Annotated in this window: 17 protein-coding genes and 1 riboswitch; of the genes, 1 reads left to right on the top strand and 16 read right to left on the bottom strand. The window is 75.4% G+C overall.

Annotated elements, in window-relative coordinates:
• Positions 1-16: 16 nt before the first annotated feature.
• From tatA to BN3788_RS17100, 4 genes are all read right to left on the bottom strand, one after another.
• Positions 17-316 carry a Sec-independent protein translocase subunit TatA gene (gene tatA, locus BN3788_RS18835; protein WP_082813023.1) on the bottom strand — a complete coding sequence of 100 codons (300 nt, stop codon included), beginning with the start codon at positions 314-316 and terminating at the stop codon, positions 17-19.
• Positions 317-404: 88 nt separating this feature from the next.
• Positions 405-731, bottom strand: a complete 327-nt coding sequence (locus tag BN3788_RS17110; protein ID WP_066588792.1) for a hypothetical protein — start codon at positions 729-731, stop codon at positions 405-407.
• 54 nt (positions 732-785) lie between these two features.
• Complete coding sequence (locus BN3788_RS17105; protein WP_066588789.1) at positions 786-1,769, bottom strand: helix-turn-helix transcriptional regulator; 984 nt, start codon at positions 1,767-1,769, stop codon at positions 786-788.
• Complete coding sequence (locus tag BN3788_RS17100; protein ID WP_066589665.1) at positions 1,762-2,790, bottom strand: helix-turn-helix transcriptional regulator; 1,029 nt, start codon at positions 2,788-2,790, stop codon at positions 1,762-1,764. Before BN3788_RS17100 ends, BN3788_RS17105 begins: the two co-directional genes overlap by 8 nt.
• Positions 2,791-2,823: 33 nt before the next feature.
• Here BN3788_RS17100 and BN3788_RS17095 point away from each other — a divergent pair, with 33 nt between their 5' ends.
• Entirely contained in the window at positions 2,824-3,999 is a 1,176-nt protein-coding gene (locus BN3788_RS17095; protein WP_066588786.1) for a DUF3866 family protein, read from the top strand.
• 15 nt (positions 4,000-4,014) lie between these two features.
• On the opposite strand, the gene BN3788_RS17090 is transcribed toward BN3788_RS17095, so the two are convergent.
• The 12 genes from BN3788_RS17090 to BN3788_RS17035 all read right to left on the bottom strand — a co-directional run bounded on the left by BN3788_RS17090 (position 4,015) and on the right by BN3788_RS17035 (position 15,774).
• Positions 4,015-4,512, bottom strand: a complete 498-nt coding sequence (locus BN3788_RS17090; RefSeq protein ID WP_082813022.1) for a PH domain-containing protein — start codon at positions 4,510-4,512, stop codon at positions 4,015-4,017.
• Positions 4,509-5,360, bottom strand: a complete 852-nt coding sequence (gene hisG, locus BN3788_RS17085) for an ATP phosphoribosyltransferase (RefSeq protein ID WP_066588783.1) — start codon at positions 5,358-5,360, stop codon at positions 4,509-4,511. Before hisG ends, BN3788_RS17090 begins: the two co-directional genes overlap by 4 nt.
• A gap of 54 nt (positions 5,361-5,414) precedes the next feature.
• Positions 5,415-5,678: a phosphoribosyl-ATP diphosphatase gene (locus BN3788_RS17080; RefSeq protein ID WP_066588781.1), complete on the bottom strand. Its 264-nt coding sequence runs from the start codon at positions 5,676-5,678 to the stop codon at positions 5,415-5,417.
• A complete protein-coding gene (gene ribH, locus BN3788_RS17075; RefSeq protein WP_066588779.1) occupies positions 5,675-6,151 on the bottom strand; it encodes a 6,7-dimethyl-8-ribityllumazine synthase in 477 nt (158 codons plus the stop codon). Before ribH ends, BN3788_RS17080 begins: the two co-directional genes overlap by 4 nt.
• Complete coding sequence (gene ribA / locus BN3788_RS17070; RefSeq protein ID WP_066588777.1) at positions 6,148-7,545, bottom strand: GTP cyclohydrolase II; 1,398 nt, start codon at positions 7,543-7,545, stop codon at positions 6,148-6,150. The genes ribH and ribA overlap by 4 nt, the downstream gene beginning before the upstream one ends.
• Positions 7,542-8,153, bottom strand: coding sequence for a riboflavin synthase (locus tag BN3788_RS17065; RefSeq protein WP_066588774.1), 612 nt, complete (start codon positions 8,151-8,153; stop codon positions 7,542-7,544). Before BN3788_RS17065 ends, ribA begins: the two co-directional genes overlap by 4 nt.
• Positions 8,153-9,250: a bifunctional diaminohydroxyphosphoribosylaminopyrimidine deaminase/5-amino-6-(5-phosphoribosylamino)uracil reductase RibD gene (gene ribD, locus BN3788_RS17060; RefSeq protein WP_066588772.1), complete on the bottom strand. Its 1,098-nt coding sequence runs from the start codon at positions 9,248-9,250 to the stop codon at positions 8,153-8,155. The genes BN3788_RS17065 and ribD overlap by 1 nt, the downstream gene beginning before the upstream one ends.
• Positions 9,251-9,351: 101 nt before the next feature.
• Positions 9,352-9,485, bottom strand: a riboswitch (FMN riboswitch).
• Positions 9,486-9,554: 69 nt separating this feature from the next.
• Entirely contained in the window at positions 9,555-10,229 is a 675-nt protein-coding gene (rpe, locus tag BN3788_RS17055) for a ribulose-phosphate 3-epimerase (RefSeq protein ID WP_066588770.1), read from the bottom strand.
• A 55-nt stretch (positions 10,230-10,284) separates the two neighbouring features.
• Entirely contained in the window at positions 10,285-11,811 is a 1,527-nt protein-coding gene (locus BN3788_RS17050) for an RsmB/NOP family class I SAM-dependent RNA methyltransferase (RefSeq protein ID WP_066588768.1), read from the bottom strand.
• Positions 11,808-12,818: a methionyl-tRNA formyltransferase gene (locus BN3788_RS17045; protein ID WP_066588766.1), complete on the bottom strand. Its 1,011-nt coding sequence runs from the start codon at positions 12,816-12,818 to the stop codon at positions 11,808-11,810. Before BN3788_RS17045 ends, BN3788_RS17050 begins: the two co-directional genes overlap by 4 nt.
• 83 nt (positions 12,819-12,901) lie before the next feature.
• Positions 12,902-13,552: an HAD family hydrolase gene (locus tag BN3788_RS17040; protein WP_234346704.1), complete on the bottom strand. Its 651-nt coding sequence runs from the start codon at positions 13,550-13,552 to the stop codon at positions 12,902-12,904.
• The gene (locus BN3788_RS17035; RefSeq protein WP_234346703.1) at positions 13,549-15,774 is read right to left on the bottom strand and encodes a primosomal protein N'; all 2,226 of its coding nucleotides are present in this window, start codon (positions 15,772-15,774) and stop codon (positions 13,549-13,551) included. The genes BN3788_RS17040 and BN3788_RS17035 overlap by 4 nt, the downstream gene beginning before the upstream one ends.
• Positions 15,775-15,833 lie beyond the last annotated feature (59 nt).

Below are 15,833 nucleotides of genomic sequence, written 5' to 3'. Positions count from 1 at the left end.
TTGTCGCTCATGGGCGTCAGCTCGAGGGCTGGTCGCCCCCGGCCGCAGGCGCCTGCGCCGGCCGCTCAGGATGCGGTGCGGCGGCGGGCGGGTCGGCCACGGCCTGCGGGGCGGCGACGGGCGGCACGACCACGGTGGCGGGCGTGGCTGCCGGCGGCGGGGTGTCGTTGTCCTCAGTGAGGTCCTTGACCTCGTTCTTGAAGATCTTCAATGACTGACCCACGCTCTTGGCGAGATCAGGGAGCCGCTTCGCCCCGAAGAGGAGCAGCACGATGATCACCAGGACCAGGATGTGCATGGGCTTGAGCGCGTTCATCGGATGTCTCCCTCGAACCTATGGTGCCCCGATACTAACCGGCTGGCAGGGGTGCTCGACGACCCCCTTAGTCCCGCCCGACGCCTGCTCAACGGCTGTACGCCCGCCAGCGCGCGTAGGTGGACTGGCGACGCTCCGCACGGGCCGACGCGCGCTCCACGCGCTCCTCGCGCAGCCGGTCGACGGTGGCCCGGTGCTCGCCCGGATCGTCCAGGAGCTGCGGTCGTGCCGCGGGGATCGCGTCGGCGGCGTCGGCCAGCTCGGCCATCCGCTCGGCCAGCACGCCCAGCGCCTCTGCCGCACGGCCCAGCTCGCGCGTCAGCGCCAGGCCTTTGCGCCACAGGTCGCGCCCGAGCAGGAACGCGCCGACGAGCGTCCCCAGGATGAGGACCGTCCACACGAGGAACCAGAGCACGCGCCCACCCTAGTGCGTCGACGTCCACCGCCCCGGTGAGGCGTGGGGCGCGGCTCAGGAGGTCGGCGCCGCCTGCTCCCCCAGCGGCCCATACGCCTCGAGGGCGTCACGGGCGAAGTCGGCGACGGCGGCGGCGACCTCCGAGGGGCGCACCTCGAGCACGTCCTCCGCGACGCTCAGCACCAGGTGGCGCAGCCAGGCCTGGTTCGCGACCCGCAGGTCCACCTCGAACGACCCGTCCGGATCGTTGCGCACCGCCTCGACGGGCACGCTCTCGGCCACCCACCGCGCCCGGCTCGCCAGGCGCAGCGTGACCAGGCCGCCCGACGCGTCCGGGCGGAAGTCCGTCGCGCGCCCGCTCACCGGATGCGGCTCGGCAGGCACGTCGAGAGCCCGGGCCGCGACCACGCGATCGACCCGGAACAGGCGCTCCCCGCCGGCCCGCAGGCACCAGGCCAGCAGGTAGGACCGCTCGTCGGACGTCACCAGCCGGATCGGGTCCACCTCGCGCTCGCTCGCGACGTCGGACGCGTTCACATACCGCAGCCACATGCGCCGGCCCGACTGCAGCGCGGACCCGATGGCCGCGACCACCTGCGGCGCGCCGTCCACCGCCAGGCGCACGTCGACCCCGGCAGCGGCCTCGCCGGTGGCAGCCGTCAGCTTCTCCAGCGCCGACGACAGCACCTGGGACCGCTCGGCGTCCAGGCTCGGGTCCAGCGCCTCGCGCATGGCCCTCAGCGCGGCCACCAGGGCCACCGCCTCACGTGTGCCGAGCCGCAGCGGCCGCGTCATCCCGCGGGCCTCGGTGAGGCGAACCACGCCCTCCTCGTAGGAGGCCGCGTCGAAGTCGATGAGGTCATGCGGGTAGTAGCCGGGAGTCCCCGTCATCCACAGCGTGTCGACGTCGTCGATGACCTGCCGGGGGCTCACCCCGAAGTGCGCCGCGACCTGCTCGACGGGCACCCCCGCGTGACGGTCGAGGTAGGTGATCATGCCGAGCAGCCGCAGCAGGCGCTCGCTCGCGCGCTCAGCCATCCGACGGCCCTCCCGACGATGCGGGGTGCAGCCCGGCGGCGACCCGCAGCAGGCGCACGACCGCCTGGCGCAGCGCCGCGGGAGCCAGCACGACGACCGCGTCGCCGTAGCCGAGCACCTCCTCGGCCATCTCCCCGAGCGACGTGAACGGCACCCGCACGACGTCACGATCGGCGGGCGCCGCCGCGACGCCCGGCTCGGCCGGGCCCATGTCATCCGCCGAGGACAGCGCGCGCGCCCGCAGCGCCTCGGCCCGCTCAGGCCGCACCGCCAGCACCGCGATCTGCTGGGAACCCCCGCTCCACGACCGCATCGCGGCCTCGAGCACGTCAGCGTCCGGCGCGTCGAACGCGCCCTCGGGGCCGGTGGCACGCACTGGCCCCTCGATGCGGCTCAGCCGGAACGAGCGGGCCTCCCCGCGCTCGCGGTCATGGCCCACGAGGAACCAGCCGCCGCGCCGGGCCAGCAGCCGCCACGGCTCCACCGAGCGGGCGCGCACCTCGCCGGTGCTCGCCGCGCGGTAGGTGAACGTCACGACGCGCCGTGCCTGGATGGCCTCGAGGAGCGGACCGAAGCTGTCCCCCGCCGCGCGCACCCGGGGGGCCAGCCCCGCCACCAGGTCCGCGGCCTCGGGCGCGTCGCCGACCGCGCGCAGCTTCGTCAGGGCCCGGGTGGTGTCGGTGCGCACCGACTGGTCCTGCCAGAACTGGGAGGCCAGCGAGAGCACGCCCAGCTCGGCGGGCGTCAGGTCGATCGCCGGCAGCGCGTACGCCTCCTGGTCGATCCGGTACCCGATGTCGTCACCGTGCCCCGCGCCCGTCACCGTGAGGATCGGGATGCCGAGCTCGCGCAACGTGTCCTTGTCCCGCTCGAACATGCGCTCGAAGGCGTCGTCGGACGGAGCGTCGCCGTAGCCGGCGACACTCGTGCGGATCTGGTCCTTCGTCATGCGCGCCGAGGTGTTGACCAGCGCGATGACCAGGTTGAGCAGCCGCTCGGCGGGATGGATCTGTTCTGGCATCAGCACCACGCTAGTGGCCGGTAGCGTGATCCGGTGATCACCTGGCGTTCAGCAGTCGTGGTGTCGCACGGTCGGCGTTGGCCGGGTGCGGCGGAGCTCGAGGCATCCCTTGACGAGGGCGTCGGCCAGATCGCCGCCGGCGCGAGCGTGCGGGCGCTGGCCTACCCGGGCCTGGTGGGGCTGCCGGCGGTCGGTGAGCGCGTGCTGCTCAACGTGACGGCGCTGGCCCGCGGGCTGGGCACCGGTGGGTACGCGATGGTCGTGGCGCCCGTCGACACACTGCCCGACGACCCCGCGCCCGGCCCGGGCCACCTGGTCAAGGCCCGGTACACCCCGCTGCAGGAGATGGTGCTGGGCGTCGACGACCAGGAGTCCGCGCACCACGACGTGCTGCGCGACGCGGACGACCTCGCCGGGCTTCCCGTGGTGGTCGCCGACCTGCACTCCGCGCTCCCGGCGATCATCGCCGGCGCGCGCCACGCGGCGGCCCAGGCCGGTCGCCCCGCGCCGCGGGTGGCGTACGTGATGACCGACGGCGGCGCGCTGCCGGCGTGGTTCTCGCAGGCCGTGGCGGGGCTGCGGTCGGCGGGCTGGATCGAGGCCTGCCTCACCACCGGGCAGGCCTTCGGCGGCGACCTCGAGGCGGTCACCGTGCACACCGGGCTCCTCGCGGCACGGCACGTCGTCGGCGCGGACCTCGTGGTCGTCGCGCAGGGGCCGGGCAACCTCGGCACGGGCACCCGCTGGGGGTTCTCCGGTGTCGCGGCGGGCGAGGCGGTCAACGCCGCGGCGACGCTGCACGGCGCCCCTGTGGCCTCGCTGCGCGTCTCGGGCGCCGACGCCCGCGAACGGCATCTCGGCGTGTCGCACCACTCGCTCACCGCCTACGGGCGGGTCGCGCTCGCGGCCGCCGACATCGTGCTCCCGGTCTTCGACCCCGCGCTCGGACCGGCCGACGACGAGGCTGGGACGTCGTTCGCCGAGCTCGGCCAGCGGGTGCGGGCGCAGGCGTCAGGGCTGGTCAGCCCGCACGGCCGTCACCGGCTCGTGGGGGGCGCGGCCGACGCGGGGCTGCCGGCGGCGCTCGGCGCCTCGCCGGGGAGGCTGTCCACAATGGGGCGCGGGCTCGACGCCGACCCGGCGGCCTTCCTCGCGGCAGCCGTCGCGGGCGTGCACGCGGCCAGGCTGGCCGCCGACCGCGTGGGCTGAACGGGCAGCCGGGCGTCAGTCGTCGCGCTCGGTGCGGGTGTGCAGCTCGACCAGAGTCGCCAGCCTGCGGGCCTCGCGCTCGGCTCGCGCGCCGTCCGCCCGCTGCACGCCCATCACCGCGAGCGTGGTGCCGTCGGCCCGGTCGAGCTGCGCCCACGGGCGGCCCTCGCCGTAGCGCACGAGCACGACCTCGGCCCACCCCAGCCGACGCGAGAAGACCAGGTTGCGGACCGCGATCCCCTCCGGGGAGACCCGCGCCGCGACGGTGGCCTGCCGCCAGCAGAACAGCGTGATGCCCGCGCCGACCAGCCCGAAGCCGATCTGGTCGCCCAGGACCTCCGAGTCCGGCGCGAGCTGTGGGAACGTCACGATGAGCACGACCGTCAAGACGGCCACCACCCCCGCGAACGCGAGTGTCACGATCCGCGCGTACCGCGGGCGGAACGGCGCGTAGAGCGCGGCGCGACCGGCGTCCGCCGGGTCGCGGCCCTCGTCGGCGCCGGGCGTGCTCACAGCCGACAGGCGTGGATCGACGTCACGAGGATCGCCCGCGCCCCCAGGTCGTACAGCGTGTCCATCACCCTGTTGGTGTCCGAGCGCCGCACCATCGCCCGCACGGCCGCCCACTCCCGGTTGTGCAGCGGGGAGACGGTCGGGGACTCCAGGCCGGGCGTGATCGCCACGGCCGCGTCGACCAGTCCGAGCGGCACGTCGTAGTCCATTAGCACGTACTCGTGGGCCGTCATCACGCCCTGCAGGCGGCGGGTCAGCACGTCGAGGCCTGCGGGCTCCTCGCCGTCCGTGCGCTTGATCAGCACAGCCTCCGAGCGCAGGATCGGGTCGCCGAAGATCTCCAGGCCGGCGGCGCGCAGCGTCGTGCCGGTCTCGACGACGTCGGCGATCACGTCGGCCACGCCGAGCCGGATCGCGGTCTCCACGGCCCCGTCGAGGCGGACGACCTCCGAGGCGGCCACACCGCGCTCGGCCAGGTACTCGCGCACGAGCACCGGGTACGACGTCGCGACGCGGCGGCCCGCGATCTGCGACGCGTTCTCCAGGGACTGGGCCGCCGGGGCGGCGAACCGGAACGTGGAGCGCGCGAAGCCGAGCCGCAGGTGCTCGGTGGCCGCCGACTCGGAGTCGAGCAGCAGGTCGCGCCCGGTGATCCCGACGTCGACAGTGCCGGCGCCGACGTACACCGCGATGTCGCGGGGGCGCAGGAAGAAGAACTCGACGTCGTTGTCCGGGTCGGGCAGCACGAGCTCGCGGGAGTCGCGGCGCTGGCGGTAGCCCGCCTCGCGCAGCATCTCGGCGGCGGGCTCCGACAACGAGCCCTTATTGGGGACGGCGATCCTCAGCACGGGGTCCTCACGATGGGTGGTTCGGCAAGAAGGCAGATGGTGTGGCCGTGTGGCTCACAGGTGGGTGTAGACGTCCTCGAGGGTCAGGCCCTTGGCGAGCATCAGCACCTGCAGGTGGTACAGCAGCTGCGAGATCTCCTCGGCGGTGCGCGCGTCGCCCTCATGCTCGGCGGCCATCCACACCTCGGCCGCCTCCTCGACGACCTTCTTCCCGATCGCATGGACGCCGGCATCGATCTCGACGACGGTGCGGGAACCGGCGGGGCGGGTGGCGGCCTTGTCGGCCAGCTCGGCGAACAGCGAGTCGAACGTCTTCACGGCAGGAGCCTAGACGCACGCAGCGCCGCGACGGTCGCGATGACCGCCTCCGCGGCCTCGGCGCCCTTGTCCTCCTGCGAGCCGGGCAGCCCCGCGCGGTCGAGCGCCTGCGCCTCGTCGTCGCACGTGAGCACCCCGAAGCCGACGGGCACCCCGGTGCGCACGGCCACGTCGGTCAGGCCCATGGTGGCCGCCTGGCACACGTAGTCGAAGTGCGGGGTGCCGCCTCGGATGACGACGCCCAGGGCCACCACGGCATCGGCGTGCTCGGCCGCGTGACGGGCCGCCACAGGCAGCTCGAAGGTGCCCGGGACGCGCACCCAGGTGACGTCCGTCACGTGGGCGGCCGCCAGGGCGCGCCGCGCGCCCTCGATCAGCCCGTCCATGACGACGGTGTGCCAGCTCGCGGCGACGACTGTCACCCGCAGGCCGGCGCCGTCGACGTCCAGGGAAGGTGCTCCGGCGCCGCTCATGACGTGATCTCCTCGGTGGTGGGGATGGTGCTCAGGTCGTCCTCGGACAGGACGTGGTCGCTGGTGTCGGTGCCGGGGGCCGCGGGGGCCGCCTCCACCGGCTCGAGCCGCAGGGGCTCGGTCTGCTCGGTGCCGGGCGGGAACGTCAGCACATGGCCCATCGAGGCCGCCTTGGTGCGCAGGTACGCCTCGTTATGGGGCGTGCGCCCCACCTCGAGCGCCTGCACCTGGTCCACATCGATGCCGTGCGCGCGCAGTCCCGCGACCTTCGCCGGGTTGTTGGTCAGCAGCGTGAGGCGCCGCACCCCCAGGTCGGCGAGGATCGCGGCGGCCGCGCCATACTCGCGGCGGTCCGCCGGCCAGCCCAGGTCCAGGTTCGCCTCGACGGTGTCCCGGCCCTGGTCCTGCAGCGCATAGGCCGCCACCTTGGCCAGCAGGCCGATCCCGCGACCCTCATGGCCGCGCAGGTACACCACGGCCCCGCCCTCGCGCGCCGCGAGCTCGAGCGCGGCGTCGAGCTGGGGGCCGCAGTCGCAGCGCGCGGAGCCGAACGCGTCGCCGGTGAGGCACTCGGAGTGCACGCGGACCACCGGCTGCTCCGACAGGCCCTGGGAGGCGACGAGGGCCACATGCTCCGCGCCCGTGCGGACGTCGCGGTACCCGTGGATGCGGAACTCGCCATGCCGGGTCGGCAGGTACGCGGTGTGCGTCGCGTGGACGCGGGGCGCGGGGACGGCCTCGGGCGCCGACGCCTCGGCGGGCTCGACGACGTCGCCGTGCTCGGTGCGCCAAGCGACCAGGTCGGCGATGGTGATGAGCACCAGGCCCTCGTCGGCGGCGAGCTGCGCGGCGCTGTCCAGCCGCATCATCGTGCCGTCGTCGTGGACCAGCTCCGCGATCGCGCCCACCGGCTCCAGCCCGGCCAGGCGGCACAGGTCCACCGCGGCCTCGGTGTGCCCGGCCCGGTGCAGCACGCCGCCCGGCACCGCCCGCAGGGGCAGCACGTGGCCCGGGCGGATCAGGCTCTCGGCGCCGGAGGCGGGGTCGGCCAGCACCCGCAGGGTGCGGGCGCGGTCAGCGGCGGAGATCCCGGTGGTGACACCCGTCGCGGCGTCGACAGTCACGGTGTACGCGGTGCGTCGCGGGTCCTGGCTGTGCGGCACCATCAGCGGGAGCTGCAGGGCGTCCGCGCGCGCCGCCGGCATGGGCGCGCACAGGTAGCCCGAGGAGTGCCGGATCGTCCAGGCCACCCACTCGGGGGTCGCGGACGCGGCCGCGAGGATCACGTCGGCCTCGTTCTCCCGGTCGGGAGAGTCGGCCACGAGCACTGGGCGGCCCGCGCGCAGGGCGTCGAGGGCCTCCTCGATCGTGCCCAGTCGGATCTCGGCGCTCATCGGACGACCTCCCCCGCCTGCAGTAGGCGCTCCACGTACTTCGCCAGCACATCGACCTCCACATTCACGAGCGCGCCCGGGGTGAGCCCGCCCAACGTCGTCGCGGCGAGGGTCGTGGGGATCAGCGACACCCCGAACGAGTCCTGCGCCACCTGCGTCACGGTCAGCGACACCCCGGAGACCGCCACCGACCCCTTCTCGGCGATGTACCGGGCCAGGTCGGGACCCACCTCGAACACCAGGTCGTCCCATCGCGGGCCCGGGGTGCGCGAGCGCAGCACCCCCACGCCGTCCACATGCCCCTGCACGATGTGCCCGCCCAGTCGCGCGTCGGCGCGCAGCGCCCGCTCCAGGTTCACCGACGAGCCGGCCGCCAGGCCGCCCAGCGCGGTGCGGCGCAGCGTCTCCGGCATCACGTCGGCGGTGAACGTCCCATCGCCCGGCAGGCCCGTGACGGTCAGGCACACGCCGGACACGCTGATCGAGTCGCCCAGCGCCGCGTCGGACACCACCAGCGGGCCCTTGACCGAGACACGGGCGTCGACACCGCCGTCCTCTGTGGTGATCGCGGTGACGACGCCGACCTCTTCGACGATTCCGGTGAACATCAGATCTCCTCGCTGGCCGTGCGGATCAGGGGGGCCGTGCCAGACGGCCCGGTCGAATGGTCTGTGCGGGGTGGGCCGAGGCGGCTGACGACGAGCACGTCGGGCCCCAGCCGGCGCACCTCCCGAGGCTCGAGGCGCAACGCGCCGTCGATGGACTCGATGCCGAGGTCCGACACGGCCGGCAGGCCCGCGCCCAGCAGCACCGGCGCCACGTAGGCGCGCACCTCGTCCACGACCCCGGCGCGCAGGAACGCCGCCGCCAACGTGGGGCCGCCCTCCACCAGCAGGTGTCGGACCTCCCGCTCGTGCAGCAGCGCCAGCACCTCGCGGGGGTCATGCGTCGACACGTGCACCAACTCGCCGCCCTCGCCCCGCAGCCGCGCCGACGGGGGCACGGGCCGTCGGCCCACCACCACCCGCAACGGCTGGTGCGCCGCGAGGGCGCCGTCCGCGTCGCGAGCCGTCAGCGCGGGATCGTCGACCTGCACCGTGCCCGCGCCCACCGCGATCGCGTCCACCTCGGCGCGCAGCGCATGCGCGTCCTGGCGGGACTCCTGCGAGGTGATCCACCGGCTCGACCCGTCGGCGGCAGCCACCCGGCCGTCCAGGGACGTCGCGAGCTTGAGCGTGACGAACGGGCGGCCCCGCGCCACGGCATGCCACCACGGTCCCAGCACCAAGCGCCCCTCGTCCGCGGCGATGCCGGTGAGCACGTCCACACCCGCGTCGCGCAGTCGCGCGGCGCCACCCGACGCGACAGGGTTCGGGTCCTCGACAGCGATGGCCACGCGGGCGACGCCGGCGTCGATGAGGGCACGGGAGCACGGGCCGGTGCGACCGGTGTGGTCGCACGGCTCCAACGTCACCACAGCTGTCGCGCCCCGGACGTCGGCGCCGCGCTCGCGGGCGTCGTCCAGGGCCATGACCTCGGCATGCGGGGTCCCTGCGCCACGATGCCAGCCCTCCCCCAGGGTGCGCCCGTCAGCGCTCAGCAGGACGCAGCCGACACGCGGGTTGGGGCCGTGGGCAGGACCGCGACGGGCCAGCTCCAGGGCACGCGCCATCGCGCGCCGCAGTGCCTCATCCGCCTGGTCCATCGTCGCCTCCCGTGCCGCTGAGGGCTCCGGGGGCTTGCGGGAGGGGGACGCCCGTCAAGGCGTCCGGATCCCACGGAGCGCGCCCATGCTGGCGCGCACCGCCACGTCTCCTCCCATCCGGACTTTCACCGTCGGTCCTGGAGTTCCACCAGGTCAACCGGCCGCCCTGTGAGGAGCGTTCGGGTCGCGGACTGTCACCGCCGGCTCGGAATTACACCGACCCCGGAGCACGTGTGTGCGTTCTGTCAACGATGATGCCACACGGGGCATTCCCCCGGTCAGGACGCCCGCACGCTGGGCGGCGTCAGGCGCCGCTGCCGGGCGCAGCCGCGTCGGCCAGATCGCGCAGGATGGCGATCTCGGCGGCCGGGTCAGGCGCCCCGTACACGGCCGAGCCCGCCACGAAGCAGTTGGCTCCGGCCGCGGCGATGGCAGCGATCGTGCCGCGGGAGACGCCGCCGTCGACCTGGATCCACGTCGCCGCGCCGCTGGCGTCGATCGCGGCCCGCGCCCGGCGGATCTTCGCGAGGGTGCCCTCGATGAACGCCTGCCCCCCGAACCCAGGCTCCACGGTCATCACCAGGATCATGTCGAGCTCGTCGAGCAGGTCCAGGAACGGCTCCACGGGCGTGGCGGGCCGCAGCGCCACGGAGGCGCGCACGCCCTGCGACCGGAGCTCGCGGGCCAGCCGCACGGGGGCCTGGGAGGCCTCCGCGTGGAACGTGACCGACGCGACGCCCGCCTCGGCGTACAGCGGGGCCCACCGGTCCACGTCCTCGATCATCAGGTGCGCGTCGATCGGCACGGGTGAGACTTCGACGATGCGGCGCACCACCGGCAGGCCCAGGGTGAGGTTCGGGACGAAGTGGTTGTCCATCACGTCGACATGCGCGTAGTCGGCGTCGCGGATCACCTCGAGGTCGCGCTCGAGGTTCGCGAAATCGGCGGACAGGATGCTGGGACTGATCAGTGCGGCCACCTGACCAGGGTATCCGCGCGCCCGCGCCGCGCTGGCGAGGGCACGCGGGGTGCGCTCAGCCCACGCGGCGCAGGAGCGTCAGGTGCATCGCGTCGGTGCCGTGGACGTGCGGCCACAGCTGCACGTCCACGCGGTCCGCGAGGTCGATCTCCGGTGCGAGCCGGCGCATCGGCTCACGCGCGTCAAGGACCTCCACCTGCAGGCCGGCCCGGCCCGCGGCGCGCACCGCGTCCTTGACCACGAGCTGGGTCTCCACAAGGTGCGGCGAGCAGGTCACATAGGCGACGACGCCGCCGACCCGCACCGCCTGGAGCGCCGACCCGAGCAATGCGCGCTGCAGCTCGCCGAGGCCCGCGAGGTCTGCCGGGCTACGCCGCCAACGAGCCTCCGGGCGCCTGCGCAGCGCCCCGAGGCCGGTGCACGGGGCGTCGACCAGCACCCGGTCGTAGGCCGCGGGCTCCTGCTCGCCGACCGTGCGCCCATCGCCCACCCGCACTGCCTCGACGGCGCCGTCGGGCAGCGCGGCCAGGGCGCGCTCGACGAGCCGGGCCCGGTGCGGCTGCACCTCGTTGGCGACCAGCCGGGCGCCACGGCCCGCGGCCAGCGCGCCGAGCAGCGCCGCCTTGCCGCCAGGCCCCGCGCACAGGTCGAGCCAGCGCTCGTCACGTCCCTCGACGGGCGCCTCGGCCAGCGCCAGCGCGGTCAGCTGGCTGCCCTCGTCCTGCACGCCCACGGCGCCGCGGCGCACGCCTGGGAGCGAGGCCGGGTCGCCAGAGTCCAGGACCACGGCGGTCGGGGCCCACTGGCCGATGCGGCTCTCGGGGAGCTCCGCGACGACCTCCTCGGCAGTGGCCAGCCCGGGCCGGGCCACCAACGTCACCCGCGGCGCGTCGTTGTCCGCGCGGAGCAGCGCGTCGATCTCGTCGGCGGGGCGCCCGTGCGCCACCAGCGCCTCGCGCAGCGCGCGCACCACCCAGGTCGGGTGGCTCTCCACCACCGCGAGCCGCTCCAGCGGCGCGTCGCCCGCGGGGTCGGCGGCGTCCCCGATGCGCTGCAGCCACACGTCCAACGGCTCCTTGCTGACGGCTCGCAGCACCGCGTTGACGAACTGCGCGGCGCCCGTCCCCACCTGCTGGCGGGCCAGGCCCACCGTCTCGGAGACCGCGGCATGCGCGGGCACCCGCATCCCGAGGAGCTGATGGGCGCCCAGCCGGAGCACATCCAGCACCGGGGCGTCGATCGCCCCGACGGGCCGGGCGGCGCACTGCTCGATGATCGCGTCGTAGCGGCCCTGCAGGCGCAGCGCGCCATAGGCGAGCTCCGTCGCGAAGCCCGCGTCCCTGCCGTTGATCCTCCGCTCGCGCAGCAGCGGCGGCAGCACGAGGTTCGCGTAGGAGTCCGTCTCGCGCACGGCCCGCAGCACGTCGAATGCGGCCGTGCGGGCCACGTCGGCCTCGCGTCGTCGCTGGGAGGGGGCGCTGGCCGTCCGCGCGCCGCGGCCGGCGGCGCGCGCGGCCCCACGCTCACGCCCCTGGGCGTCCCGACGCGAGGAGGCCGGGCCGCGTCCGCCGTCGCCGCTCACGCGTCTGCCGCCAAGTCGCTCGTCTGTGCGCTGCCGGGTTGTGGCCCGTCTCCGGCCTCCTCGCCGAGCCGCAGCCCGTCCCGCCGGGGTGTGCCGTCGGCAAGCCGCGCGCCGCGCGCCCAGGCCGCCGCGTCCATCGTCCGCTTCCCGGCGGGCGTCCCCTCGCCCAACCGCACTGCCGACGTCGCGGTGCCCACCAGCACGTCCCGCTTCGTCAGGCGCACCTCACCAGGAGCCAGGTCGACGACCTCGGGGTCGGGCGCCACCGGGCCCAGTCCGAGCCGCGCGCCGTCCGGCAGCAGAGTCCAGGCGCCCGGCGCGGGGGTGCAGCCGCGGATCAGCCGGTCCACGGCGTAGGCCGGGAGCCGCCACCGCACCCTCGCGTCCTCGACATCGAGCCGGGGCGCGATGCTGACCCCGTCATGGGGCTGCGGGACAGGGCTGAGGATCCCGTCCTCGATCCCGTCGAGCGTGCGCACCAGCAGGTCGGCGCCCGCCACCGACAGCCGCCCCAGCAGGTCGCCGGCGGTGTCCCGGGGCCTGATCGTCTCCGTGAGGGTCCCGAACACCGGCCCGGTGTCGAGGCCCTCCTCCAGGAGGAACGTGCTGGCGCCGGTGACCTCGTCCCCGGAGATGATGGCCCGCTGGACAGGGGCCGCGCCCCGCCAGGCGGGCAGCACCGAGAAGTGCAGGTTCACCCAGCCATGTGTGGGGATGCCGAGCGCCGCCGCGGGCACCAGGGCTCCGTACGCCACCACCGGCGCCGCGTGGACGGCGAGCTCCGCCAGGCGCGCCTGGAACTCCACGTCACGGGGGCTGCCAGGAGTGAGGACCTCGATCCCGGCCTCGAGCGCCCGCCGCTTGACGGGGCTCGGCGCCAGGGTCCGGCCGCGCCCGGAGCGGGCGTCCGGACGGGTCAGCACCGCCACCACGTCGTGCCGTGAGTCGAGGAGGGCGTCAAGAGCGGGAACAGCCACCTCGGGGGTGCCGGCGAAGAGCAGTCGCATCCCTCGATCCTAGGCGGCCCGGAGGGCCCGCCTCCCCGCGGGGGCACGCCGCCCAGCCACCGGCCGGCCAGCGCGCGATCGGCTCAGACCGGAAGGCCGCGTTCCACGAGATCGGCGCGCAGCCGGCGCGCATCCGTGAACAGCAGCGCGTCGAAACCCTCGGCAGCCGCGGCGACGACGTTCGCCGGCGAGTCGTCCACGAAGACCGTGCCCGCCGGGTCCAGCCCGAAGCGTCGCGCGAGCAGCCGGAAGATCCGGGGGTCCGGCTTCGCCAGGCCCACCTCGCCTGACACCAGCACGTCCTCGAGCAGCTCGATCGCGGGAGCCGCCGGCGCGGCGTGGTGGAAGGTCTCCGCCGACCAGTTCGTCAGGCCCAGCAGCCGCACTCCCGCAGCCCGCACGTCCTGGACAACCTGCGCGGAGCCCGGCACCGGGCCCGGCAGCGACGCCGCGAAGTTGTCGCGATACAACGTCATGGCCGCCGCGTGGCGCGGATGCAGCTCGTGCAGCGCGGCCAGGGCGACGTCCCACGGCCGGCCCGCGTCCTGCAGGTGGTTGAAGGCGGCGAAGTCGACGTCCTCGAACAAGGCGTCCACCTCGGCGGGGGTCAGGCTCCCGGCGAACGGCAGACGCGGATCCCATCGGACCAACACGTTGCCGAGGTCGAACACCACCGCCTGGACCGACGTCCGGACCCCGCCCACCCGCGCGCCGTCCAGGTCGCCGGACGTCACAGCATCTCCGCCGGGTCGACCTGCACCCGCACGGTCCCGCCCTCACGCCGTGCGCTGCGCACCGCGAGCGATGCCGCCAGGGTGCGCACCAGGGCGTGCCCCTCCGCGAGCGGCGCCCGCACCAGCACCCTGACCTCGGCGTCCAACGTCTCCTGCGCGGGCGCGCGGGTCGACCGCCGCGCCACGCCGATCTGCGACGAGCCAGTCACCGGCACCGGACCCAGCACTCCCCCGCCGGGTGGCAGCTCCAGGCGGTCCACGACGGCCTGCACCGCGTCGCGCGTCCCCGTGATCGCCGCCACGCGCACCACGGGCGGCAGCGCCAGCGTCTGGCGCTCGACCAGGTCCCGCGACGCGAGCCCGGCCGGGTCCCAGCGCACCAACGCCTGGGTGGGCCCTGGCGCCCCGTCTCCGACGAGCGCGACCACGCCCCCTTCGCCGTGCGGCCTGACCAGGGCGGCCGCCGCCAGCCAGCGGCGCACCGCGTCCTCCCCCGCGCTCAGCGACGTCGACATGGACCCCACGCCCGCGTCGAGCAGCACAGCCCCGGCGTACCCGGCCTCGCACACCGGCTCCGCGCCGGTCGTCGCCACCACCAGGGCGGGGGCGTCCGGCACCGTCGCGATGACGCCGGCCGCGGCACGGGCGCCCGACGAGCGCACCGGCACACCCGGGAACGCGCGGCCCAGTTCCTCGGCGGTGCGGTCCGATCCGACGCGCACCGAGCGCAACGACCCGGCGCCGCACTCCGCGCACTGCCAGCCCGTCGCGAGCCGCCCGCACCACTGGCACTGCGGGACCGCCTGCGCCGAGCCCAGCGCCAAGGCGCCATGGCAGGCGCCGCACCGTGCGACGGCCCGGCACCTGTCGCAGGCCACCACCGGCAGGTACCCGGCACGCGGCACCTGCACGAGCACAGGCCCGTGGGCCAGGCGCTCGCGGATGAGACGCGTCGCGGGGCCGGGCAGCCGGGCGGCCCCGGCCGCGCCCTCGCGGGCGAGCTCCACGCTCGTCAGCGCCCTGACCTGCGGCGTCCGGGCTCGCACCACGGCCCGGTCGGCGGCCACGTCATGTGCCCAGCCGCGCTCCACCATCGCCTGCGCCTCGACGGTGCGGCCGTGGGCGGCCAGCAGGTAGGCCGCGCCCTGCTGGGCGGCGCGCAGGGCCAGCACCTCGCGCACGTGGGGGTGCGGGGTGCGTGGCTCGACATGCAAGTCGTCGCCGTCGTCCCAGCAGGCCACCAGGCCCAGCCGCGACACGGGGGCGAACGCGGCAGCCCGCGTGCCGACGACCACGTGCGCCTGGCCGCGCAGGGCGGCGAGGAACGCGCGGTAGCGCGGCGCGGGGCCGTCATCCGCGAGGAGCCGCACGTAGCCCCCGGAGGACGTCCCGGACCACGGCCCGATGCCCGCCGTGTCGAGAGCCGCGCACACGCGCACCACGTCGCGGGCGTCCGGGACGACGACCAGGACGCCGCGCCCACCCGCGAGGCACGCTGCCGCCGCCTGCGCGATCGCGTCGGGCCAACGCTCCCCGGCAGGGCCGGGCAACGCCGACAGCACCGCGCGCGGCGCCCCGCCAGCGCTCAGGTGCTGCAGGAAGGCCGGTCCGCCCCGGTAGGGCTGCCATGCGCTCGACAGGAGCGCCGGCGCAGGCTCGACGGGTGGCACGGCAGGTGGCGTCTCGGCCGCGGTGGCCGGACTCGGCGTGGTCTCGCCGTGCGGCTCATCCACCGCGGCGGCCGCGGCCATGGTCGCGCCCTCGACCCGCGCGTGCCGGGCGGGGATCGCCAGCCGCAGCACATCGGCCAGGGTGCCCGCGTAGCGGTCCGCGACTGCCCGGGCGAGCGCATGCACCTCGGGGGTCAGCACCTGCTCGGGCGAGACCACGCGGCGCAGCGGCGCCAGCGTCCCGTCGTGCTCCGCGTGCTCGGTGCGCTCGAGCAGGTACCCGTCGACGTCCTGGCCCCCGAATCGGACCTTGACCCGCGTGCCTGGCTGCGCGGCGTCGCTCATCGCGGCGGGCACCACGTACTCGAACGAGCGGTCAAGGTGGGCCGGCGGGAGGGCGACGCACACCCGGGCGACAGGCAGCTCCGCGGCGGGATGCACGCCGTCGCGCGCGAGGGCCCGCGCCCGGCGACCCTTCGCGGGCGCCGGGGCGGGCAGGTCGAGCAGGGTCAGCTGCTCACCCTGCTCCTGCGCTGGCCCGTCCACCGGCACCTCTCATCCTCCAGAGCGCTGATCATCCGGGGTGCGGCCGATGACCCGACAGCCAACCC

This window comes from Cellulomonas timonensis, assembly GCF_900046455.1.
Lineage (GTDB): Bacteria > Actinomycetota > Actinomycetes > Actinomycetales > Cellulomonadaceae > Cellulomonas_A > Cellulomonas_A timonensis.
This window is presented reverse-complemented; position numbering and strand designations above follow the sequence as displayed.